Origin of the sequence: Kitasatospora sp. NPDC127116 (assembly GCF_042677365.1) — a bacterium.
Lineage (GTDB): Bacteria > Actinomycetota > Actinomycetes > Streptomycetales > Streptomycetaceae > Kitasatospora > Kitasatospora lactacystinica.
Map to the genome: position 1 here is coordinate 1 of NZ_JBHXTL010000124.1, position 22555 is coordinate 22555.

At 74.6% G+C, this 22555-nt stretch carries 20 protein-coding genes and 1 pseudogene; 14 read left to right on the forward strand and 7 right to left on the reverse strand.

What is annotated here, in order from left to right; translation table 11 throughout:
- The 4 genes and pseudogenes from ACFVHV_RS34775 to ACFVHV_RS34790 form a co-directional block, all read left to right on the forward strand.
- Positions 1–1137, forward strand: a pseudogene (locus ACFVHV_RS34775) (hypothetical protein); the annotation flags it as partial.
- Positions 1138–1645: 508 nt separating this feature from the next.
- Entirely contained in the window at positions 1646–2422 is a 777-nt protein-coding gene (locus ACFVHV_RS34780) for a CPBP family intramembrane glutamic endopeptidase (protein WP_380356725.1), read from the forward strand.
- A gap of 128 nt (positions 2423–2550) precedes the next feature.
- Entirely contained in the window at positions 2551–4110 is a 1560-nt protein-coding gene (locus ACFVHV_RS34785) for an alpha/beta hydrolase (protein WP_359908729.1), read from the forward strand.
- Between the two features lie 223 nt (positions 4111–4333).
- Positions 4334–5107: a maleylpyruvate isomerase family mycothiol-dependent enzyme gene (locus ACFVHV_RS34790; RefSeq protein WP_359908731.1), complete on the forward strand. Its 774-nt coding sequence runs from the start codon at positions 4334–4336 to the stop codon at positions 5105–5107.
- 168 nt (positions 5108–5275) lie between these two features.
- Here ACFVHV_RS34790 and ACFVHV_RS34795 read toward each other — a convergent pair whose 3' ends face one another.
- Entirely contained in the window at positions 5276–6448 is a 1173-nt protein-coding gene (locus tag ACFVHV_RS34795) for a sensor histidine kinase (RefSeq protein ID WP_380356762.1), read from the reverse strand.
- 89 nt (positions 6449–6537) lie between these two features.
- Positions 6538–7203, reverse strand: coding sequence for a response regulator transcription factor (locus tag ACFVHV_RS34800; RefSeq protein WP_359908734.1), 666 nt, complete (start codon positions 7201–7203; stop codon positions 6538–6540).
- Between the two features lie 208 nt (positions 7204–7411).
- Between ACFVHV_RS34800 and ACFVHV_RS34805 the strand changes: the two genes are divergently transcribed.
- The 5 genes from ACFVHV_RS34805 (at position 7412) to ACFVHV_RS34825 (ending at position 11775) form a co-directional block, all read left to right on the forward strand.
- Entirely contained in the window at positions 7412–7858 is a 447-nt protein-coding gene (locus tag ACFVHV_RS34805; protein ID WP_380356727.1) for a hypothetical protein, read from the forward strand.
- Positions 7848–8939: an efflux RND transporter periplasmic adaptor subunit gene (locus ACFVHV_RS34810; RefSeq protein WP_380356730.1), complete on the forward strand. Its 1092-nt coding sequence runs from the start codon at positions 7848–7850 to the stop codon at positions 8937–8939. Before ACFVHV_RS34805 ends, ACFVHV_RS34810 begins: the two co-directional genes overlap by 11 nt.
- Positions 8936–9646 (forward strand): ABC transporter ATP-binding protein, encoded by a 711-nt coding sequence (locus ACFVHV_RS34815; protein WP_380356732.1) that lies wholly within the window; start codon positions 8936–8938, stop codon positions 9644–9646. The genes ACFVHV_RS34810 and ACFVHV_RS34815 overlap by 4 nt, the downstream gene beginning before the upstream one ends.
- Complete coding sequence (locus ACFVHV_RS34820) at positions 9643–10839, forward strand: ABC transporter permease (RefSeq protein ID WP_359908746.1); 1197 nt, start codon at positions 9643–9645, stop codon at positions 10837–10839. Before ACFVHV_RS34815 ends, ACFVHV_RS34820 begins: the two co-directional genes overlap by 4 nt.
- A 255-nt stretch (positions 10840–11094) precedes the next feature.
- Complete coding sequence (locus ACFVHV_RS34825) at positions 11095–11775, forward strand: DUF6445 family protein (protein ID WP_380356735.1); 681 nt, start codon at positions 11095–11097, stop codon at positions 11773–11775.
- A 32-nt stretch (positions 11776–11807) separates the two neighbouring features.
- Here ACFVHV_RS34825 and ACFVHV_RS34830 read toward each other — a convergent pair whose 3' ends face one another.
- Complete coding sequence (locus tag ACFVHV_RS34830; RefSeq protein WP_359908752.1) at positions 11808–12452, reverse strand: endonuclease; 645 nt, start codon at positions 12450–12452, stop codon at positions 11808–11810.
- A gap of 169 nt (positions 12453–12621) precedes the next feature.
- On the opposite strand from ACFVHV_RS34830, the gene murQ reads away from it, so the two are divergent.
- Entirely contained in the window at positions 12622–13527 is a 906-nt protein-coding gene (gene murQ / locus ACFVHV_RS34835; RefSeq protein ID WP_380356738.1) for an N-acetylmuramic acid 6-phosphate etherase, read from the forward strand.
- A gap of 39 nt (positions 13528–13566) precedes the next feature.
- Here the strand turns inward: murQ and ACFVHV_RS34840 are convergent, their stop codons facing one another.
- On the reverse strand, positions 13567–14079 hold the full coding sequence (locus ACFVHV_RS34840; RefSeq protein WP_359908758.1) for an isochorismatase family protein: 513 nt from the start codon (positions 14077–14079) through the stop codon (positions 13567–13569).
- Positions 14080–14088: 9 nt separating this feature from the next.
- Positions 14089–14769: a TetR/AcrR family transcriptional regulator C-terminal domain-containing protein gene (locus tag ACFVHV_RS34845; RefSeq protein WP_380356740.1), complete on the reverse strand. Its 681-nt coding sequence runs from the start codon at positions 14767–14769 to the stop codon at positions 14089–14091.
- A gap of 127 nt (positions 14770–14896) precedes the next feature.
- Here ACFVHV_RS34845 and ACFVHV_RS34850 point away from each other — a divergent pair, with 127 nt between their 5' ends.
- A complete protein-coding gene (locus ACFVHV_RS34850; protein ID WP_380356743.1) occupies positions 14897–16264 on the forward strand; it encodes an MFS transporter in 1368 nt (455 codons plus the stop codon).
- Positions 16265–16334: 70 nt separating this feature from the next.
- Here the strand turns inward: ACFVHV_RS34850 and ACFVHV_RS34855 are convergent, their stop codons facing one another.
- Entirely contained in the window at positions 16335–16862 is a 528-nt protein-coding gene (locus ACFVHV_RS34855) for a YcxB family protein (protein WP_380356746.1), read from the reverse strand.
- A gap of 239 nt (positions 16863–17101) precedes the next feature.
- Here ACFVHV_RS34855 and ACFVHV_RS34860 point away from each other — a divergent pair, with 239 nt between their 5' ends.
- Entirely contained in the window at positions 17102–18601 is a 1500-nt protein-coding gene (locus ACFVHV_RS34860) for a TolB family protein (protein ID WP_380356748.1), read from the forward strand.
- Positions 18602–18683: 82 nt separating this feature from the next.
- Here ACFVHV_RS34860 and ACFVHV_RS34865 read toward each other — a convergent pair whose 3' ends face one another.
- Complete coding sequence (locus ACFVHV_RS34865) at positions 18684–20228, reverse strand: glutamate synthase subunit beta (protein ID WP_380356750.1); 1545 nt, start codon at positions 20226–20228, stop codon at positions 18684–18686.
- Positions 20229–20416: 188 nt separating this feature from the next.
- Between ACFVHV_RS34865 and ACFVHV_RS34870 the strand changes: the two genes are divergently transcribed.
- Both ACFVHV_RS34870 and ACFVHV_RS34875 read left to right on the forward strand, forming a co-directional pair.
- Positions 20417–21097 (forward strand): response regulator transcription factor, encoded by a 681-nt coding sequence (locus tag ACFVHV_RS34870; protein ID WP_359908776.1) that lies wholly within the window; start codon positions 20417–20419, stop codon positions 21095–21097.
- Positions 21094–22527, forward strand: coding sequence for an ATP-binding protein (locus ACFVHV_RS34875; protein WP_380356753.1), 1434 nt, complete (start codon positions 21094–21096; stop codon positions 22525–22527). Before ACFVHV_RS34870 ends, ACFVHV_RS34875 begins: the two co-directional genes overlap by 4 nt.
- Positions 22528–22555: the final 28 nt, after the last annotated feature.

Consider the following 22555-nt stretch of genomic DNA (forward strand, 5'->3'; position numbering starts at 1 on the left):
GTCGCCGCCGTCGGTGTCGCCGCCTGCGGCCCGACGAACGGCGGAGCGTCCGTCGCCGCCTCCGCTCCCGCCTCCACCCCGGCCGTCACCTCCTCAGCCACCCCCGGCGCGGGCGCCGTCCCGACCACCCCCGCCCCGGCCGCACCGACCACCGAGACGGCCCCGCCCGCCGCCGCGCCCGCCGCCGAGGCCCCCGCGGCCGCGGCCGCCAGGACCGACGTCAAGGCCGCCGCGAAGGCCCCGGCCAAGCCGGCCGCGCCGAAGGCCCCCGCCCAGTCCGGCGGAAGCGGAAGCGGCATCGGCATCACCTTCGGCGGCCTGCACGAGGGCGGGAAGATCGGGCTGAACGACCTGGTCCCCTTCACCGTCACCTGGAAGAACAACGACGCCACCGGCACCCGCAGCGTGGCCCCCGTGGTGGCGACCCAGCAGTACGAGGGCGCGCCCTGCACCATGGTGCTCGCGATGGCGCAGGGCACCCTGGAGCGCAAGGACGCCTCCGGCTGGAAGAAGCTCGACCACCTCAGCCAGGGCGGCGGGATGGACTACGCGGGCACCGCCGACGACGCGGCCTTCACCCTGGCCGCCGGCCAGAGCCGGACCGTCGAGTACCGGATGCGGCTGTCCCTGGCCAACCGTCCGGGGCGGATCACGATCGAGGCGGACGCCCCCGTGCCGCACTCCAGGGACTACCGCGACATGGCGAAGGCCGAGCTGAACGCCACGGTCGTCGACAGCCACAGCCCGCAGATGCTCTCGGTGATGCCGCCGGCCAAGGGCGTGGTCACCACGGACCCGATCCCGTTCAGCTTCCGGGTCTCCTCGCCCGACGGCACCACGGGTCTGCGCCCCCGGGTGGCCGTGTGGAGCTCCGACGCGCTGACCCCGAACGACGTCACGGTCGAGGCCCGGGTCGGCGACGTGTGGAAGCCGGTCGAGCTGAAGGACGACTGCGGCCTGGTCACGGTCGACCCGAACGTTCCGGGCGTCCGCGACGGCAACACGGTCGAGTACACCTTCCGGGCCACGTTCAAGGAGGCCCCGAAGTACGGCACCGACGTGGACATCCGGGTGAGCGCGGCGTCGAACGGCCACCAGTCCGTCGAGCGGTCCGTCTTCCTGCGCGACGCACGCTGACACCGCACACCCCCACCGCGAGCCGAAGGGCCCGGCCTCCCCCGCGCGGGAGGCCGGGCCGAGCCCCGTCGAAGGGCGCCCGGCCAGGCGCCGTCCCGCGGCCCGGCCCCTCGGCCCGGCACGCCGGGGAACAGTCGGACCGGTCTTCGTTCGCCCTCCTCCTCCGCGTTGTGCACGACGTAGTGGCGTACCACCTCGCCGTGTTCGGCCGGCCGTTCCTCGACGGGTACACGTCCGCGAACATCGAGCCCGGGAACAGCGTCTCCCGGTGCTCGGCCAGGAACGCGAACACACTCCCCGCCGGGATCGGCTCCCGGCCCGTCTCCCGGACGTCCGGCCCGACCGGATCCCCGACCGGATCCCCGGCCCACTCCCCCGTCGCCACGAAACGAGTCCGGCCCCACCGCACACGCGATGGGGCCGGAACCTGAAAGGCCATCAGCACACTTGTAGGCCCAACTCGAAGGACCTGACGTCGACTTGACGGTGTCGTGCCTACCATCGAGCTGTGTTGACGCGGTGGGGGAGCCAGGTGCGCCGGCATCCGGTGGCGGGGGCGGTCGGGGTCGCGGTCGTCTGGCAGGCGACGATCGTGGTGGTGGCGAAGGTGCTGCCGCCGTTGGATCCGGGGTGGTTCCCGCAGTTGGGGCCGACCGTGGTCAATCTGGCGGGCGCGGCGGTGGTGTTGGCGCTGCTCCGGACCCGGGGGCTGCTGGCGGCCGGCGGGGTGGCGGGCCCAGGGGTGATGGCGCGCTGGCCGGTGCTGCTGCCGGTGACGGTGCTGGCGGGGCTGGCGGCGCTGCCCGGGGTCGAGGGCGGCACGGCGGCCCTGGCGGGCGGGGTGGTGCTGATGCTCGCCATCGGGGTCAGCGAGGAGCTGAGCAGCCGGGCGCTGGTGCTGGAGGTCGCACGGCCGCTCGGCCCAGTGCGCGCGGGGACGCTGACGGCGGTGCTGTTCGGGGTCGGGCACCTCGACAACTGGCTGTTCTTCGACGCGCCCCTGGGCAACACGCTGTGGCAGGTGCTGGAGGCCGGCGCGTTCGGCTTCTTCCTGTGCGGCGCGCGGCTGTACATCGGGAGTGTCTGGCCGCTGGTGCTGCTGCACGCGCTGGCCGACTACCTGGAGGTCTACTCGCCCGGGAAGACGGCCGACTGGCTGCGGGCGCTGGACGTGGCCGTCGACCTGGCGTTGGGGCTGGCGCTGCTGCTCCGCGCCCGTACCGCTCCCGCTCCCGCTCCCGCACCCGCACCCGCACCCGCACCCGCGCCTGCGCCGCAAACCTGATCCCGCCGCTACGCCCGCCCGGCTTCGTCGTCAGCGAAGCTTTTTCCGACTGACCGTCATATTGTTTGCCCCGCACGCGTCCTGTACGGAGGCGCCCGGACCGGGCCCCGCACCGCCGAGGAGACGTCTTGACCTACCTCCGCCGCCGCGCCGCCGCGGCCGCTCTCGCCCTCGTGGCCGGCCTGACCGCGGCCGCCGCCACCGCACCGGCAGAAGCCGCCGCACAGGCCGCCGGCGTTCCTCAGGGGCTCGACCGCTACTACCAGCAGCGCCCGGACTGGCACAGCTGCGTCCAGGGCCCGCAGGACGAGGAGGGCGCCGCGCTGGAACGGGCCGGCGCCCGCTGCGCGGAGGTCACCGTGCCGCTCGACTACGGCGCCCCCGGCGGACGCACCGTCACGCTGGCGCTCTCCCGGATCAAGGCCACCGACACCCGCCACCGGATCGGCACGCTGCTGCTCAACGACGGCGGCCCCGGCAGTCCGACGCTCGGTGCGCCGCCGCGGGTGCACGCCGCGTTGAAGGACACCGCCGCCCGCTTCGACATCGTCGGGCTGGACCCGCGCTTCGTCGGCCGCAGCGCCCCCCTCGACTGCGGCTGGCCGATCGGCTTCAGCATCACCTCCGCCGGGACCGGCCGGGCCTCCTTCGAGCGCCAGGTCGCCCTCCAGCGGGACCTCGCGACCCGGTGCCGTTCGGCGGCCGGGGACCTGCTGCCGCATGCGAGCACCCGCGACGCGGCCCGGGACATGGACGTGGTGCGGGGCGCGCTCGGCGAGCGGCGGATCTCCTACCTCGGCCTCTCGTACGGCACCTACCTCGGCACGGTGTACACCCAGATGTTCCCCGGCCGCTACGACCGGGTGGTCCTGGACAGCGCGCTGTACCCGGCCCACGCCGGGCCGGCGCTGCTCCCCAACATGGCTCCGGAGAACGAGCGGGCGTTCGCCGACTGGGCGGACTGGGCGGCGGCCCGCCACGACACCTACGGGCTGGGCCGCACCCGCGAGGACGTGGTCGCCGGGGTGCTGCGCACGGTCCGGGCGGCCGCGGCGCGCCCGCTCGTGGTCGGCGCCGGCGCGGACGCCTTCGAGCTCGACGACACCCGGGTGCCGATGGTGGTGTTCATGAACCTCGCGGGCGACTCCGACGCGGATCGGGCGGGCCTCGCCGAGCTGGTGGCGACGCTCGCCGAGGCCGCGTCGGGCCGGCCGGTCACCCCCTCGGACGGGATCACCGCCATGCTGCGCTTCCTCTTCACCCCGCAGGGGTCGCAGGCCGGCAGCATCTCGCAGGCCATCCTGTGCGCGGACGGTACGGCGCCGCGCGACCCGGAGGACTACTGGCGCCGGATCGAGCGCGACCGCGCCCGGTACCCGCTGTCCGGCCCGCTGCTCGACAACATCTCCCCGTGCGCCTTCCTGGACCCCCCGCGCGAGGCGCCCACCGAGGTGCGCCGCGACGCCCCGGCGCTGATCCTCTCCGCCACCGGGGACCCGCGCACCCCCTACCGGGACGGCGTCGCGCTGCACGGGCTGCTGCCCGGCTCCCGGCTGCTGACCCTGCGGGGCGCCGACCAGCACGGGCTCTACGGGACGTACGGCAACGCGTGCGTGGACGACGCGGTCAACGCCTACCTGGCCGGCGGACGCCTGCCGGAGGCCGACCTGACCTGTACCAAGGCGTAGCCGGGGCGTCCCGGCCCGCTTGTCCTGGAGGCCCGCTGACGGTCTTTCAGGTTCCGGCCCCATCGCGTGTGCGGTGGGGCCGGACTCGTTTCGTGGCGATGGAGGAGACGATGGAGGAGGCGATGGAGGAGTGGACTGGGGAGCCGCCCGTGCAGGGGCTTCGGTCGTCGTCGCCCGACAAAATCGCTATCAGACGGCCGGAGCGCCGTGATAGACAACCGGCGTGCAAAACATTGTGGAGTTTCCCGAGGTCCTGCGGCTGATCGAGGACCGGTCGGCCGCTTTCCGCGCCGCGATCGCGGCCGCCCCCGACCTCGACGTCCAGGTCCCGACCTGCCCGGACTGGACGCTGCGCGAACTGGTGCAGCACCTCGGCGACGGCCGCCGCCGCCAGGCCGCCATCGTCGCGGCGGGCCCGGGCGCCGAGCCCCCGGCGAAGACGTCCCCGAAGGGCGCCCCGACCGCGCCCCGCGACCGCGAAGCCCTGGACGCCTGGCTCGCCGAGTCGACCGAGCTCATGCTCGACGCGCTGCGCGAGGCCGGCCCGGACCGCGGCTGCTGGACCTGGTGGGGCCGCTCGCAGGCCCCGGAGACCAGCGGAGCCCTGGCCCGGCACCAGATCCAGGAGATAGCCGTCCACACCTACGACGTCCAGCTCGTCCTGGGCGCCGCACAGCCGCTGCCGACGGACGTCGCGGTCGAGGGCGTCGACGAGTTCCTGACGACCGTCTCGGCGACGACCGTCCCCTGGCCGTTCAAACCGGCGACCATCGACCTGCACGCGACCGAGGGCCGCTCCTGGCGCCTGACCCTCGACGCCGACGGTGTCCGCTGCGACGACCTCGCCGCCGACGCGGAGCCGGGCGACATGGTGATGCGAGGCGCGGCGAGCGAACTGGTCCTCTACTTCTACGATCGCGTCCCGCTCGACAGCCTGGAGAACACCGGCAGCACCGAGCCGATGGAGCAGCTCGCGGAGTGGGACCCGAACGCGTAGAACGCGCGCTCGTGACGCAGCTGCCGGTGGTGCGCGCGCTCCTGCGGGCGTCACCGGGCCCGGGGTCGCGGACATCGCGCGGCCGCGGGCAGGCTGCGGGCCCGCTGTTCAGGGGCCGTCCGGTGCGGGCTCCGTTCGAAGGACGTACTGGTGCCCCCGGCAGCCGGATCAGGTCGTGGGGAATTCGACCCGGACCCGCAGTCCGCCCGTGCTGCCGGGGACGGCGGTGACGTCGGCGTGGTGGGCACGCGCGATGGAGGCGACGATGGACAGGCCCAGGCCCGCGCCCTCACGCGGGCCGTGTCGACGCTCCTGCAGGCGGCGGAAGGGCTCGAAGAGGTAGGGGACCGTCTCCGGCGGCACCTGGGGGCCGGTGTTGCCGACCTCCAGGACGCCGTCGCGCACGCCGACCTCGACCCGGCCGCCGTCGTGGTTGTGGCGCAGGGCGTTGCCGACCAGGTTGCGTACCAGGTGTGCCAGCAGCACCGGATCACCCTCGACGGACACGGGGGCGGTGTCGGTTCGGACGGTGACGCGGTTCGCCCGGGCTTCCTCCGAGGCGGCGCACTCGGCGGCCACCGCGCGGGCCAGCTGGTCCAGTGCGACCGGTTCGCGGTGGTCCAGCCTCTGGTCGGAGACGGACAGCAGCAGCAGGCCCTCGATGAGCCGTTCGCTGCTCTCGGAGACCTCGATCAGTTTGCGGCGGATCCGGGCGACGGCGGCCGGGTCATCGGTGGCCAGCCCGATTTCGGCCGCGGCCCGCTGAACCGCGAGCGGAGTCCGCAGTTCGTGTGCGGCGTTGGCTGCGAACCGCTGCTGCGCGCCCACCAGTTGCTCCATGCGGTCGAGCATGGCGTCGAAGGTGTCGGCGAGCTGTTTGAGTTCGCCCGGGGGTGCGTCGAGGGCGATCCGCTCGTGCAGGTTCTCGCCCGAGAGCCGCCGCGCCGTGTTGGTGATCACCGCCACCGGGCGCAGCACCCGTCCCGACATCCACCAGGCCAGTGCCATCGAGATGACGGCGAAGGCGGCCAGAGCGATCAGGGAGACGGTCAGCAGCTGGTTCTGGGCGGCCTGCTCGGCGGCCTGGGTGACGACCTTGACGGCCTGGAAGTGGGACTGTCCGCCGTCGGCGGGGGTGGTTCCGGGTGGAGCGTTCGCGGGTGCGGCGGTTCCCACCGTGAGGGTTTTCGCCGCGGCGGGGTCCGGGGTCGCCAGTGTGGCCAGTCGCGGTTCGACGGCGACGGCCGTGCTGATCGAGGTGTACAGACCCTCCCGGACCAGGAAGTTGACCAGGACGATGAGCATGGCCCCGGCGAGGACGAGCAGCCCGCCGTAGAGCATGGTCAGCCGGCCCCGCTCCCCGCCCGGCAGCCGCGGGCGTGGTCGGCCGGGCAGTGGAGGGCGGTTCGGGCCGACCGGGGCGGAGCGCCTCATGCCGGGACGCCGATGCGGTAGCCGTGGCCGGGCACGGTGTCGATGACCGAGGGCTCGCCGAGCTTGGCGCGGAGTTTGCTGAGGGCGACCCGGACCGCGTTGGTGCGGTATCCCATGTTCCGCTCCCACACCCGCTCGATCAGGTCCTCACCGCTGACCACGGCGCCCTCGGCCTGCATCAGCGCCTCCAGTACGCCGAACTCCTTGCGGGACAGGGCGAGGTAGCGGCCCTCCCGGAAGGCCTGGCGGCGAGCGGTGTCGAGGGTGATGCCCGCACGTTCGAGGACCGGCGGAAGGGCGGGGTGGGTGCGGCGGCCGAGCGCCAGTACCCGGGCCAGCAGTTCCTCGTAGGCGAACGGCTTGGTGAGGTAGTCGTCCGCGCCCAGGTCCAGGCCGTCGACGCGGTCGCGGACGGTGCCGGCGGCGGTGAGCATCAGGACCCGGGTCAGCAACCGCTGCTCGACGACGCTCCGGCACACCTCGTCGCCGTGCGCTCCGGGCAGGTCGCGGTCGAGCACGAGCACGTCGTAGTCCGTGAAGCGCAGCCGCTCCAGCGCGTCGGCGCCGTTGTACACGACGTCGACGGCCAGGGCGTCGCGCCGCAATCCCTCGGCGATCATGTCCGCCAGGAATTCCTCGTCCTCCACGATCAGTACACGCATGACATCAGGTGTACCTGAGAACCACCTTTCGTTGCCGTAAAGGTCTCGGCTGACAGCGGCGAAATGCGGGTGCGTGCCAGCCTCTGCGTGGTCGGTCACCCGGTATCGGACACGGTGGTCGGTCACTCGCAATCGGACACGGAGGAATTCCATGCGGAACCACATGCGGAACCACAGGTACGGCGCGGCGGCCGTGCTGGTGGCGGGGATGGCGCTGTTCACCGCGGCCTGCGGCGGAGGCGCCGCGGGCACGGGCGGGGGCGGCGGCTCGGACTCGTCGGGCAAGGGCGCGGCGGCGGACCGGGCCTACGAGCACCGCAAGTGCCTGCGCGAACACGGCGCCCAGGTGAAGGAGCCGGAGCCGGGCCAGGACCCACGGGGCCTGGTCCTCGAGGGCGGCCAGGACAAGATGGCGGAGGCCCTCAAGGCCTGCGGGGGAGCCGGCGGCTCGGGCGGCACGAAGATGTCCCAGGCCGACAAGGACAGGGCCCTCGAATTCGCCCGGTGCATGCGCGGTAACGGTGTGGACATGCCGGATCCGAAGTTCGACGGCGACTCGGCGATGTCGGGACAGGCGATGAAGGTCCCGGAGGGCGCCGAGAAGGACAGGTTCGACAAGGCGAACAAGGCGTGCAGTGGTCAGAATGCGGAGTGAGCGCGGGCGGGGCCGCCGAACGTACCTGATCGCCGCGCTGGTCACCTCGGTCTCGCTGGTGGGCGGGGTCACGGCCCTCTCGCAGACCGGCGGCGTCAGCAGCGCCGGCACGGACCGCACCGGCGGGCTGCCGCCGAGCACGGGCTCGGTGGAACGACAGGACCTGAGCAGCCGGACCCAGGTGGACGGGACCCTCGGCTATGCCGAGGAGCGCCGGCTCAACGCCGGTGTGCCGGGCACCCTCACCTGGCTCCCGGAGGCCGGCGCGGTGGTGAAACGCGACGGGGTTCTCTACGAGGTCGACGGCCGGAAGGTCCGGCTCATGGACGGCGAGCGCCCCGTGTACCGGACGATGAAGACCGGCGACAAGGGGCCGGACGTCGGACAGCTGAAGGAGAACCTCCGCGACCTGGGCTACGGCAAGGGGCTGGCCGCGGACGAGGAGTTCACCCCCGGAACCGCAGAAGCGGTCAAGCGCTGGCAGAAGGCCCACGGTCTGGCCCGGACCGGCGAGATCGGCCCCGAGCAGATCGCCTTCTCGCCCGGTCCGGTGCGGATCAAGAAGAACGATGCGGCCGTCGGCGACCAGGCCGCTCCCGGCAAGCCGGTCCTCACCACCACCGGCTCCGAGCGGCAGGTGCAGATCAAGATCGAGGTCTCCCGGGCCGACCTCGCCAAGCCCGGTACCCGGGTCGAGGTCGACCTGCCCGGCGGCGGCAGGGCCAAGGGCAAGGTCGCCTCCGTCGACCGCACCGTCGGCGAGGACGGCAAGGAGCAGGGCTCCCAGGACAAGCCCGCCAGGATCACCGCCCGGGTGCTCTTCGACGACCCGGGGCAGGCGGAGGGCTTCGACCAGGCGCCGGTCACCGTCGAGCTCGAAGGAGAGGTCCGCAAGGACGTGCTCACGGTACCGGTCAACGCACTGCTCGCACTGTCCGGCGGGGGCTTCGGCGTCCAGGTCGTGGAGGACGGGAAGGTGCGCGAAGTCCCGGTCGAGCTCGGCATGTTCGGACAGGGCCGGGTCGAGGTCAGCGGGACCGGCCTGGCCGAGGGAATGAAGGTCGGGGTGCCCAAGTCATGAGCGCCGTGGTCGAGTTGAACCAGGTCACCAAGGAGTATCCGGGCGGGGTCGTGGCGCTGCACGGCGTGGACCTGCGCGTCGGACGCGGCGAACTGCTCGCCATCGTCGGCCCTTCGGGGTCGGGCAAGTCCACCCTGCTGCACATCGTCGGCACCCTGGACCGGCCGAGCGCCGGATCCGTCACCCTGGCGGGCCACGACGTCGCCGCCCTCTCCGACCGCCGGCTGTCCGCACTGCGCGCCCGGCACATCGGCTTCGTCTTCCAGTCCTTCCACCTGGTGGCCGGGGTCAGCGCCCAGGACAACGTCGCCGAGGGCCTGCTCTACTCGGGCCTGCCGCGCGCCCAGCGCCGCAGGCGCGCGGCCGCGGCCCTGGAGCGGGTCGGGCTCGCGGACCGCATGCACCACCGTCCGCACGAGCTGTCGGGCGGCCAGCGGCAGCGGGTGGCCATCGCCCGGGCGGTGGTCGGCGAGCCGGACCTGCTGCTGGCCGACGAGCCGACCGGCGCGCTGGACTCCGCCTCGAGCGAAGCGGTGATGGAGCTGCTGCACGACCTCAACGCCGAGGGTGCCACCATCGTGGTGATCACCCACGACGGCGAGATCGCCGACAGCCTGCCGCGCCAGGTCCGTGTCCGCGACGGTCGCGTCGTGGCGGATCTGCGCACCGGCGCCGCCGAACCGGCCGATCGGGGTTGGGAGCGATGAGCCGCACCCGGCTCTCCCCGGCCCGGCTCGGCCCCCGTGACGTCCTCCACGTCGGATCGGCCGGCCTGCGCACCCGGCCGCTGCGGGTGGTGCTGTCCGCGCTGGGCATCGCCATCGGCATCGCCACCATGATCGCGGTGGTCGGCATCTCCTCCTCCAGTAAGGCCCAACTCCTGAGGCAGCTCGACCAGTTGGGAACCAACATGCTGGTGGCCTCCCCCGGCCAGGGGCTGTTCGGCGAGAAGGTGAAGCTGCCCGAGGAGTCGATCGGCATGCTGAGCCGCGTCCCCGGGGTCGAGCAGGTCGGCGCGACCGGTGACCTGGCGCAGTCCGTCAGGCGCAGCGAGAAGATCCCCAGTGACGAAACCGGCGGCATCACCGTGAAGGCCGCCACCGAAGGACTGCTGGACGTCGTGCGCGGCGCGGTCGGCTCGGGCACCTGGCTCAACGAGGCCAACGGGCGCTATCCGTCGACGGTGCTCGGACACGTCGCGGCCCAGCGCCTGGGCATCACCGCCCCCGGTCAGCAGGTCCACATCGGCGGCCGGTACTTCACCGTCATCGGCATCCTCGACCCGCTGCCGCTGGCTCCCGAGATCGAGCGGGCCGCGCTGGTCGGCTGGGACGGCGCCGGCGCGCTGCTGGGCTTCGACGGCCATCCGACCCAGATCTACGAACGGTCGACGGACCGGACGGTCGGCGCGGTCCGCGAGCTGATCCCGCGCACCGTCGACCCGCAGAACCCGCACAACGTGCAGGTCACCGACCCCTCCTCGGCGCTCCAGGCCAAGGCCGCCACCGAGGGGGCGTTCACCGACCTCCTGCTCGGGCTGGGCGGGGTGGCGCTCCTGGTCGGCGGCGTCGGGGTCGCCAACACGATGATCATCTCGGTATTGGAGAGGCGCCACGAGATCGGACTGCGCCGCTCCCTGGGCGCCACCAGGGGCCAGATCCGTCTCCAGTTCGTGACGGAGTCCCTCCTGCTCTCCGGACTGGGCGGGCTGGCCGGCGTGGCCCTGGGCGCGGCCGCCACCTACGCCTTCGCCGTCTCGGGCGACCTGCCCTGGGTGGTCCCCCTGTGGGCCGTCACCGGGGGCTTCGCCGCCACCCTGCTCATCGGGACGGTGGCAGGCCTCTACCCGGCCGTCCGGGCCTCCCGTCTCTCCCCGACCCTCGCCCTCCGCACCGGCTAGGGCCTCTCGTCGGCCCGCAGGCGGGGGTTTGAAGACAGACCCCGCAGGCCTGTTCGGGAAGGCGTCGAAGGTACGCCTGGTTGGCCGTCCCGGAAGGCTTCGGGCGGCCAACCGGAGGACGAGTGGCTCTGTCCACGTGAAGTCGCAGCGGGTTCGCACCGGAGCCCCGGCCGGGTCCCGGGCCTGGTCACCCTTGACGAAAGGTTGACCTGCTCACGGCAGAAGGTTGACGATCACCGCCTCTATGGTCGGCCCATGCCCTCACAGCCCATCAGGCCCACCACCCTGCCGGTCCTGCCCTACCGCAAGCCCACCCGCGGACGGGACTACTGGGTCCTGGACAACGTGCTGCCGGACCCGGACGCCGTCCGGGAGCGCTGCCTGGCCCGCGGGGACTGGACCGAGGGCTACCCGCACCGCCCCGAGACCTGGCCCGGACTGCGCACCATGCCGGGCCTGGAACCCGAGGAGCTGGCCCGGGTCGAGTCGCAGGTCCGCAAGGCCACCGGGGCCTCCCGGCTCTGGGTGCAGAGCACCCCGGGCGGCGGCACCCTCAACCACAACTGCGTCCAGGTCGTCGGCGCCGGGGAGTCGGAGTCCCGCCCGCACACCGACTCCCGCGCGCTCTGCCGCTACGCCGCCGTCCTCTACCTCAGCCCCGGCGCCCCCAAGGACGCCGGCACCAGCTTCTACCGCCAGCAGTTCCCCGGCGGCCGCCTCGGCGGCAACCTGGTCAACGCCCCGCACAACAACCTGGTCGAGGCGCTCGGCACCCGCCACGTACCGGCCGACCACTTCACCGAGGACGTCCGCGTCCCCAACCGCTACAACCAGCTGCTCCTCTACCACGCCAACCTGATCCACAGCGCCACCGGCTACTACGGCACCGACCTGGCCGAGCGGCGGATGACGGCGGTCTTCTTCTGGATGGCCTGACCCGGCACGCACCCTCTCGGACCGCCGGGCCCTCACCCGGCACCGGGCCGACCCACCCCCCACCCGGCCCCCACGTGCGCCAGGCTCGCCCTGGTCAGCGCCGCCGCCAACCGGGCCAGGTCCCCCGGCCCGACCAGCGCCGCCAGCCCGTCCGGTTCGCCCGGCAACCCGAGCGTCCGGGCCTCCGCCAGCGCCCGCTCGTCGACGTACGGCCGCAGCGAGGGCCAGACCGCCTGCGCCTCGCGCCGGAAGATCCCGGCGCCGACCGGCCCGATCCGGGGGAACTCCCGGAGCAGCTCGCCGATCCGCTCCGAATCGCCCCCGGCCTCCTCCCGCAGCCGCCGCAGATCGCCGTGCCAGCGGTCGAGCAGCAGCCCGGCCCCCTGGCCGAGCGCCGTGGCGGTGCTCTCGTCGTAGCGCACGTAGTGGGCCCGGCCCAGGGCGGCGATCAGCGTCCGGCGCCGGGCGTCCGCCATCGCGCGCGGGGTCCGCAGTCCGGCGGCCGACAGCTCCCGGGCCGCCGCCGTGGCGGTGCCGGCGCCGATCCGCACCGAGCACAGCACGGTCAGGACGAGCAGCCGGTAGAGCGGCGAGGGCTTGTCGCGCAGCGTGATCCCGGCCTCCTCCGCGTAGGTGCGGCCGAACCGGTCCAGGAGTTCGGCAACGGTCGGTTCCACGGCCTTCACCTCCTCCCCCACGCTTGCCCGGATTCGGACGCCCCGCACCCGGGGAGGCTCGCCGCATGAGTGAGCGAAGCACGGGGACACCCCCGGCCGGAGGCCGGGGGCGGATCGTCGACGGGTACGCGCGGGCACAGGCCCCTGCCGGGCGGAGCGGGGCGGGCGCATGAGCCGGGACGCCGTACCCGCGACCGAGACCGTCCGCCCCGACTGGGCCGCGATCGACCGACTGCCCACCGTCGAGCTGCTCCGCCTGATGAACGCCGAGGACCGCACGGTTCCGGTCGCCGTCGCCGGGGAGTTGGAGCGGATCGCCGCCGTGGTCGACGCCGTGGCCGCCCGGATGGCGCGTGGTGGCCGGCTGGTCTACGCCGGCGCGGGGACGGCCGGACGGCTCGGTGTGCTGGACGCCGTCGAGTGCCCGCCGACCTTCGGCACCGATCCGGCGCGGGTCGTCGGTCTGATCGCGGGCGGGCGCTCGGCCGTCACCGCGGCGGCCGAGGGCGCCGAGGACCGCACCGACCTCGCCGAGGCCGACGTGGCCGCGCTCGCCCTCACCCCCGCCGACACCCTGGTGGGCGTCTCCGCGTCCGGCCGGACGCCCTATCCGCTGGCCGCCGTCCGTGCCGCGCGGGCGGCCGGGGCGCTGACCGTCGGGTTGGCGTGCAACCGCGGCTCGGCGCTCTCGGCCGCGGCCGAGCTGGGCATCGAGGTGGAGGTCGGCCCGGAGGTGCTGGCCGGATCGACCCGGCTCAAGGCGGGCACGGCCCAGAAGCTGGTGCTCAACCTGCTCTCCACGGCCGTGATGGTCCGGCTCGGCCGGACGTACGGCAATCTGATGGTCGACCTCCGTGCCACCAACGACAAGCTGCGCGACCGCGCCCGACGGATCGTCGCCGAGGCGACCGGCGCCGACGAGGCCGCGGTCGACCGCGCCCTGACCGCGACCGGCGGCCGGGCCAAGGACGCGATCCTGTCCCTGCTCGCGGACGTGGACGCGTCCACCGCCGCCCGCCTGCTCACGGCCTCGGACGGACGGCTGCGCGAAGCCCTCCGCCTCGCCCGGCCGTAGCGGCTCGCCGCCGCACCGGCGGCGACCCGCCCCGCCGGCTCACCCCAGCCGCACGTCCGCGGCCGCGACGACCTCGCCGAGGCGCGGGAAGTCCAGCTCCACCGAAGCCCGGTGCTCCTCCGCCGTGAGCGCGGCCATCGCGTCCTCGACGAACACCAGCCGGTACCCGTGGTCGCAGGCGGCCCGGGCACTCGACTCCACGCCGAGGTTGGTCGCGATCCCGGCGAACACCACGGTCTCCACGCCCCGCGCCCGGAGCAGCTCGTCCAGGCCGGTGCCCTGGAAGGCGCCGATGGTGCGCTTCACCACGACCTCGTCGGCCGCCGCCGCGACCTCCGCGGGCAGCCCGCTCCCGGGCGGCTGCTCGGTCACGTTCGGCCGCTCGACCCGTACCGCGATCACGGGCGCGCCCGCCGCCCGGAACTCCCGGGCCAGCTCCAGCGAGGCCTTCACCACCTCCGAACCGGTGCGCGGCGCGAGCGGGTTGGCGACGATCCGGTCCATCAGGTCGATCAGGACCAGGGCCGTGCTGCGGGGGTCAAGGGTGGTCATGGGGTCACGCTAGTCCATCGGACGAGTGGCCCCCGAGGCCCGGTCCGGCGCCGGGGCGCTCTGCGCCGCCTCCCGCGCGATCTCCGTCCTGAACCCCTCGATCAGCACCCGCAGCCCGTACTCGAAGTCGGCGTCGTGGTCGGTCATCCGCAGGACGTCGACCGCCTCGCGCAGCAAGGGCAGTTCGCGCAGTGCTTCGTCCGGGAACGGCGGCCGGTCGCGGCCCGCGGAGTCCTGTCGCCAGGCCTGCTCCTCGGTGACCCAGCCCATGATGTACCGGTCGACGGTCAGCAGCAGGCGCAGCGCCGTTCGCGGGCGCAGTCCCGCTCCGCAGAGGGCGCTCAACTGGGCCTCGACCGCCGGGAGTTCGTCCTCGGTCGGGAGGGTTCCGGCGTGCACCCGGGCGCCGTCGCGGTAGGCGAGCAGGGCGTTGCGCTTGGCGCGGGCGTCGGCGGCGATCCACTCGGGCCAGTGCGCCGGGTCCGGGTCGCGGTCGGGCGGGAGGGCTTCGGCGAGCATCGCCTCGGCCATCAGGTCGAGCAGTTCCCGCTTGCTCTTGAAGTGCCAGTACAACGCCGGTGACTGGACGCCGAGTTCGCGGGCGAGCCGCCGGGTGGTCAGCCCGTCGATGCCCTCCTCGTTGAGCAGGCGCAGCGCCGTGCGCACCACCTCGTCGCGCTTCAGCGCCATCCGATCGGCCTCCTGGGTCGTCCGCTTGCCAGATCCACCTTATCGCCGATAAGTTCCCGAGCTGGAATTTATCAGCGATAAGGAGAGCCGTCGCGACACCGACGGCCGCGAAGGGATCCCACCCCTCATGACCTCCGGACCGAACCCGACCTCCGGAACGGACCCGATCGCCGGACCGAGCCCGACGCCCGGTACGGACAGCACCTCCGGACCGAACACCGCCCCCGGAACGGACCGCCGCCGGTCCCGACTGCTGCCGAACACCGCGCCCTGGCGGTCCTCCCGCGACTTCCGGCTGACCTGGGCCTCGGGCACCGTCACCCTGCTCGGCTCGATCTTCACCATGACGGCGATCCCGCTCCAGATCGCCGACCTCACCGGTTCGCCGCTGGCCGTGGGCGCGGTCGGCGCGGTCGAACTCGTACCCACCGTCCTGTTCGGCCTCTACGGCGGCGTCCTCGCCGACCGCGCCGACCGCCGCACCGTCGCCCTGGTCACCGAGGTCGCCCTGGCCGCGCTCAGCGCCCTGCTGCTGGCCAACGCGCTGCTCGGCACCCCCGCCGTCTGGCCGCTGTACGTCGCCGCCGGGGTGGCGGCGGCGCTCCAGGGCGTCCAGCAGCCCTCGGTCGAGGCGATGGTCCCCCGGCTGGTGCCCCAGGACCAGCTGGTGGCGGCCGGCTCCCTGCTCTCGCTGCGCTGGAGCATCGGCGGCGTGGCGGCCCCGGCGGCGGCCGGCCTGCTGATCGCGACCGCCGGCGTCCCGGCGGCGTACCTGGTCGACCTCGGCACCTTCCTGCTCTCGATCGCCCTGCTCGCCCGGGTCCGGCCGGTCCCCTCGGAGCGGGACGCCGAGGTGCCGCAGCTCACCGAGTTCCTCGACGGCGCCCGGTACGCGGCCCGGCGCCCGGACCTGATCGGCACCTACCTGGCCGACCTCACGGCCACCGTCTTCGCCCTGCCCACCGCGCTCTTCCCGTTCCTGGCCGCGGACCTGGACGCCACCTGGGCGCTCGGCCTGCTCTACTCGGCCGGCGCGGTCGGCAGCCTGATCGCCGCCGCGACCGGGGGGTGGGCGGAGCGGGTCCACCGGCACGGCCGACTCGTCCTGTTCTCCGCCGCCCTGGTCGGCGCGGCGACGGCGGCGGCCGCGTTCGCCCCGGGCCTGTGGGCCGTCCTGCTCTGCCTGACCGTCGCGGGCGGTGCCCACTGGATCGGCGACACCTTCCGCAGCGCCATCTGGAACCAGTCCATTCCGGACGAACTCCGGGGCCGCGCCGCCGGGTTGGAGATGCTGATCGGCTCCGCCGGGCCGGCCCTGGGCGACCTGCGGGCGGGCGGGCTCGCCGCCCGCCAGGGCATCCGGGCGGCCCTGCGCACCGGCGGCCTGCTCTGCCTCGGCAGCTCGGCCGCGCTGTCCGCCGCGATCCCCGCGCTCTGGCGCTACGACCGGCGGGCGCACCGCACCGGGCCGGCCCCGGCGGAGCCCACCCCGTGACGCGCCCCACGCCCCGGCCGCACCGGCCCCCCGAAGGGACCGCCCCAGGGACCGCCCCAGGAACCACCGCTCAGTCCGGGACGAGCGCCGTCGCGTGCCGGTCGATCAGCTCCCCCAGCCCCCGGAGGTCGTCGACCCCGCGCTTGGGCAGCATGGTCAGCACCCCCGCCTCCTCGTTGCCGCTCAGCAGCAGGAACAGCCGGGGCGTCTCCAGGTAGTACCGCTGCTCCGGCCAGGCGAACTCGGTGACCGAGGCCTCGGTGCTCACGACCACCCCGTCGTCGTCCAGCAGGACCCTGAACTCGCCCTTGTCCGCCGCCGCCCTCGTCACCCGCCGCACCCGTGTCGCGGGCACCGCGAGAACCACGAGCAGCGCGAGCACCACCAGCAGGGCGACCAGCAGCGGCACCGTCCCGCCGAGGACGACGAGCAGTCCGGCAACCGCCGTCCCGCCGACGGCCACCGTGTACACGGCTCGCCGCGACCGGCGTCCGACCGCCGTGTGCCGGTCCCACGCCGCGAAGGCCTCCCGGAAGTCGGCGTCCGTCGGGGTGTAGCGAACCTCGACATACGTCACCGCCCGCCCATCGGAACCCACGTCCCCACCCTCCGACCCGTACACGCACAACTCCTGACACCAGCTTCGCCGGATCGTAGCAAAGACCGTACGTACCCGATGCGACCGCGTCCGCGCTCCCCCGGCGGGAAAACGCCGCTCCCGGCGCCCACCCGTTGACCGACCGCCCCGCCCGGCGGTTGGCTCACCCCGAGCCGGCCGCCGGGGAGTTCGGCGTCCACCGCCGACGCGGCACGGCCGATCCCAGGGGAGGGAACCAGATGAACCTCATCCGCCGCCCGCTGCGCGCGGCCTGCGTCCTCGCGGCCGCCGCACTGGCCGCCGCCGTCGCCGTGCCCGCCCAGGCGGGCCCGACCGGAGCGGCCCCGACCGGAGCGGCCCCGACCGGAGCGGGCCTGGCCGCCCTGCCGGGCGCTGCCCGCACCGAACGCGTCTCCGTCGGCCTCGGACAGGCCCAGGCCACCGGCGCCTCTCAGGCCGGCGGCCTGAGCGCGGACGGGCGCTTCGCCGTCTTCACCTCGGAGGCCGCCGACCTGGTGCCCGGCGACACCAACGGCAGGTCGGACGTCTTCGTCCGCGACCTGTGGACCGGCCGCACCGAGCGGGTGGACACCGGCCCGGACGGCGTCCAGGCCGACGGGGACTCCTACGAGGCCACGATCAGCGGCAGCGGCCGCTACGTGGCGTTCAGTTCCACCGCCACCAACCTCGCCCCCGGTGCCAACCGCGGCTCCGAGGACGTCTACGTCCACGACCGCTGGACCGGCGACACCCGCCTGGTCAGCGTCGGAAGGACGGGGGTTCCGCAGACCGGCAAGCTGTCCGGCGTCCCCTCGATCAGCTGGGACGGCCGGTACGTGGCCTACCAGTCCAACCGCGGCGACCTCGCCCCCGGCACGGTCACCTGGTTCGGCGGCAACATCTACGTCACCGACCGCTGGACCGGCGACACCCGCCTGGTCAGCATCGGCGCCGACGGCAAGGAGGCGGACGCCTCCTCCTCCGCTCCGGAGATCAGCGCGGACGGCAGCACCGTCGTCTTCATCTCCAAGGCGACCAACCTCCTCGGCGCGGGCGGGGCCGGCGCCCTCTCCCCCGCCGCGGTCGCCGAGCTCAGGGCCGGCTCCGACCGGGAGTTCGTCGCCGACTCCTTCCACCCGGCGGCCGCCCTCCGGCCGGGGGCCCGCGCGGAGATCCTCAAGCCGCGCACCTACCCGCTGTACGTCCGCGACCTGCGCACCGAGCGGACGAGCCTGGCCAGCCCGGACGGCGACGGCGGCTACAAGGGCGCGGTCAACCCCTCGATCAGCCCCGACGGCCGCTACGCGGTCTACTCCTCCTGGGTCCTGCACGGCGGCACCCAGTGGGACCGTCACTTCGAGGTCTACGTCCGCGACCTGAAGCAGGGCACCGAGACCCTGGTCAGCACCGGCCTGCCCGGGACGACGACCACCCTCGGCTCCTACGGCGGCCGGATCACGGCGGACGACCGGTGGGTCCTCTTCAGCTCGGAGGCGGACAACCTCGTCCCCGGCGACACCAACAACGCCGAGGACGTGTTCCGGCACGACCTGTGGACCGGCCGCACCGAGCGGGTCAGCGTGGCGGGCGACGGTGCGCAGAGCGCCGGTCCCTCGCACGCCCCGTACGCCGACGCCCTCGGCACCGCGGTGGTGTTCACCTCCTCCGACGGCACCCTCGTCCCCGCGGACACCAACGGCGTCGAGGACGCGTTCCTCCGCCGCCTGCCGCTGTTCTGACACCCGGTCCGACGGCCCCGCCCTCGCCCCGCCCCGGCCACCCCGGCGCGGCCGCCCGGCCCCGGCGCGGGTGCTCCCGGACTCACACCGTGAGCGCCCGCGTCGAGGCCCGGATCGGCGCCGGAAGCTCCGTCCACCCGCGCAGGTAGCGGTCCACCGCCGCCGCCACCGCCCGCCCCTCGGCGATCGCCCAGACGATCAGTGACTGCCCGCGTCCGGCGTCCCCCGCCACGAACACGCCCTGCGCCTCCGTGGCGAAGCCGTCGTCCCTGGCCAGGGTGCCCGCCGGCCCGGTGGCGAGGCCGAGCTGGGCGAACAGCCGCCGGTCCGGCTCCGGCCCGGTGAAGCCCAGCGCGAGCAGCACCAGCTGCGCGGGCAGGCTCCGTTCGGTGCCCGTCCGCGGGCTGCGGTCGGCCGGTTCGGCCTCGGCGAAGCGGACGGCGGCCAGCCGGCCGTCCGGGCCGGCTTCGAAGCCGACGGTGGTCGCCGCGAACACCCGGGGCCCGGCCTCCGCGGCGCCGGACTCCTCGTGCGAGGTGGTCTCCCGGTACACCTTGGGGTGCACCGGCCAGGGCTGTCCGGCGGCCCGGTCCTGCGGCGGGCGGGGGTTGATGTCCAGTTGGGTGACGGTGGCGGCGCGTTGACGGAGCGCCGTTCCCAGGCAGTCCGCCGCCGTGTCCCCGCCGCCGACGATGACCACGTCCAGCCCCTCGGCGGACACCGGCGAGACCGGGCGGTCGCCCTCGTCCACCCGGTTCGCCCAGGTCAGGTAGTCGATCGCCTGGTGCACCCCGGACAGGTCCCGGCCCGGCACCGCCAGCTCCCGGCAGGCGGTCGCCCCCACCGCGACCACCACGGCGTCGCACCCCGATCGCAGTTCCTCGCCCGGGACGTCCCGGCCGACCCACACCCCGGTGCGGAAGGCGGTGCCCTCGGCCCGCAGCTGGTCCAGTCGGCGCTCCAGCCGGTGCTTCTCCAGCCGGAACGGCGGGATGCCGTACCGCAGCAGTCCGCCCGCGCGGTCGGCCCGTTCGTACACCGTGACAACGTGCCCGGCCCTGGTCAGTTGCTGGGCGGCGGCCAGCCCGGCCGGGCCCGAGCCGATCACCGCGATCCGCCGCCCAGCGGCCCGCTCGGGGCGGTCGGGCGGCCGGGGCCCGTCCCAGCCCGCCTCCCAGGCCCGGTCGGCGATCGCCAGCTCCACGTTCTTGATCGCCACCGCGGCGCCGTCGATCGCCAGGACGCAGGCGCTCTCGCAGGGCGCCGGGCAGAGCCGCCCGGTGAACTCCGGGAAGTTGTTGGTGGCCAGCAGCCGCGCCGCGGCCGCCCGCCAATCCGCTCCCGCGTCCGCCCCCGTACCCGCCCCGGTTCCCGTACCCGTACCCGGCTCCTGGCCCGTCCCCGATTCCGCCACCAGCCGGTTCCAGTCCGGCACCAGGTTCCCCAGCGGACAGGCGTGGTGGCAGAACGGCAGCCCGCAGTCCATGCACCGCCCCGCCTGCCCGCCCACCACCGGCAGCAGTTCGCCCGGCCGGTACACCTCCCGCCAGTCCCCCAGGCGCTCCCGCGCGTCCCGCCGCGCCCGCTCCGCGCGCGGGGTGGTGAAGAAGGCCATCCGGTCTGCCATCGCGGCCTCCGGCAGGGCGTGCCGACTCGAACCAGGCGGCCCACCCGGCGGCGCGCCACCGTACGGCCACCGTACGCCCGCGAAGCACCGCGCAACAGCCGCGGCCGTCGGGGAGGGCCGCGGAGCGGACCCGGAACACCTCGGCCCCGACCGGAAGCGCCGTGAGCACGTCAGGGAGAATCTCCGCCATGACGCACACCGTGCTGATCGCCGAGGACGACCGGGCCATCCGCGACTCGCTCGCCCGCGCCCTGATGCTGGAGGGCTACCGGGTGCGGGTCGCCGCCGACGGCACCCAGACCCTGGCCGTCCACGCCGAACAGCGCCCGGACGTCCTGGTGCTCGACGTGATGATGCCCGAGCCGGACGGCCTGGAGGTCTGCCGCCGGCTGCGCGCGGCCGGCGACCGCACCCCGGTGCTGATGCTCACCGCCCGGGTGGAGGTCCCCGACCGGATCGCCGGCCTCGACGCCGGCGCCGACGACTACCTGGTCAAGCCCTTCGACGTGGACGAGCTCTTCGCCCGCCTGCGCGCCCTGCTGCGCCGCCACCCGCCCGAGCCCGCCGCCGAGGCGCTGACCGTCGCCGACCTGCGGGTCGAGCCGCCGGCCCGTCGGGCCTGGCGCGCCGGCCGGGAGCTCGAACTCTCCCGCACCGAGTTCGACCTGCTGGAGCTGCTCGTCCGGCACGCCGGCGCCGTCCTCGACCAGGCCACCCTGTACGAGCAGATCTGGGGCTACGACTTCGGCCCCGGCTCGAAGAACCTCGCGGTGTTCATCGGCTACCTGCGCCGCAAGCTCGACCGTCCGGGCCTCGTGCCGCTGATCCACACCGTCCGCGGCGTCGGCTACACGCTGCGCGAGCCGTGACCGGCCCCGCCCGCCACCTCCCCCGGTTCCTGCGGTTCCCGCGGTTCCCGCGCCCCGCCCGCCGCCTCCCCCGGCTGCCGCGCCCGGGCCTGCCCACCACCCTCGCGCTGGCCTTCGCCGCGATCGCCGCGCTGGTCGCGGTGCTGATCGGCGCACTCGGCTACGACGCCGCCGCGCGGCTGATCCGGGACGACGAGACCGCCGACTTCGGCGCCGCCGTCGACTCCGTCGGCCGGCAGGTCCAGCGGGAGGTCCTCTTCCCGGGCGACTTCGCCGGCCCGAGCGGCCTGAGCGCCGACCTGGTCCGCCCGATCCGGGTCACCACCCAGTCGCTCGACCCCGACGGCGCGGTGCTGCCCGGCACCGCCCGGCTCGACCTGCCGCCGAGCCCGTCCGACCACGAGCTCGCCCACGCCGACCAGCCGGGCCGCACCTCGATCGGGCTGCGCCACCGGCACCGCGAGGCCTACCGGGTCGGCGTGGTCTCGCTCGGCGGGCGGCGCGGGGCGGTCCAGATCATCCAGCAGGTCGGGCCCTCCGAGAAGCTGCTGAGCACCCTGCGGACCCGTACGGTCGCCCTGGTGGCGATCGTCGCGGTGCTCGCCGGCGGGGCCGGCCGGCTGCTCGCCCGACGGATCACCCGACGGCTGGTCCGGCTCACCGAAGCGGCCGAACTGGTCGCCACCAGTGGGCGGTTGGACGTCGCGGTGCCCGCCGCCGGAACGGACGAGGTGGGCCGGCTCGGCCGGGCCTTCGACCGGATGCTGGTCCGGCTCGCCACCGCGAAGGAGAACCAGCGCCGCCTGGTGCAGGACGCCGGGCACGAGCTGCGCACACCGCTGACCAGCCTGCGCACCAACCTCTCGGTGCTGCCCGGCCTGGACCGGCTGCCGCCCGCCGAACGTGCCGCGCTGATGGCCGATCTGCTGGAGGAGTCACGGGAGTTGGCCCAGCTGGTGGAGGAGCTGGTGGCGCTCGCGGCGGACCGCAGGGCGGACGAGCAGCCGACCGGGGTGCTGCTCGCCGACGTGGTCCGGCAGGCCGCCGCCCAGGCCCGGCGGCGCAGCGACCGGCAGATCGTGGTGGACGCGGACGGAACCGTCGTCACCGCCCGGCCGGACGCGCTGGCCCGCTCGGTGGGCAACCTGCTGGACAACGCCGCCAAGTTCGACCCCTCCGGGACCGGCCCGATCGAGGTGGTGGTGCGCGGCCCGCGGGTGGAGGTGCGCGACCGCGGCCCGGGCATCGACGCGGCCGACCTCGACCGGGTCTTCGACCGCTTCTACCGGGCCACCGCCGCTCGCAGCCTGCCCGGCTCCGGGCTGGGCCTGGCCATCGTGCACGAGGTGGCCCGCTCGCACGGCGGGACGGCCTTCGCCGCCAACCGGGAGGGCGGCGGCGCGGTGATCGGCTTCACCCTCGGCGGCTGACGGCGCGGACCGTCCCGGCGCGTGGCAG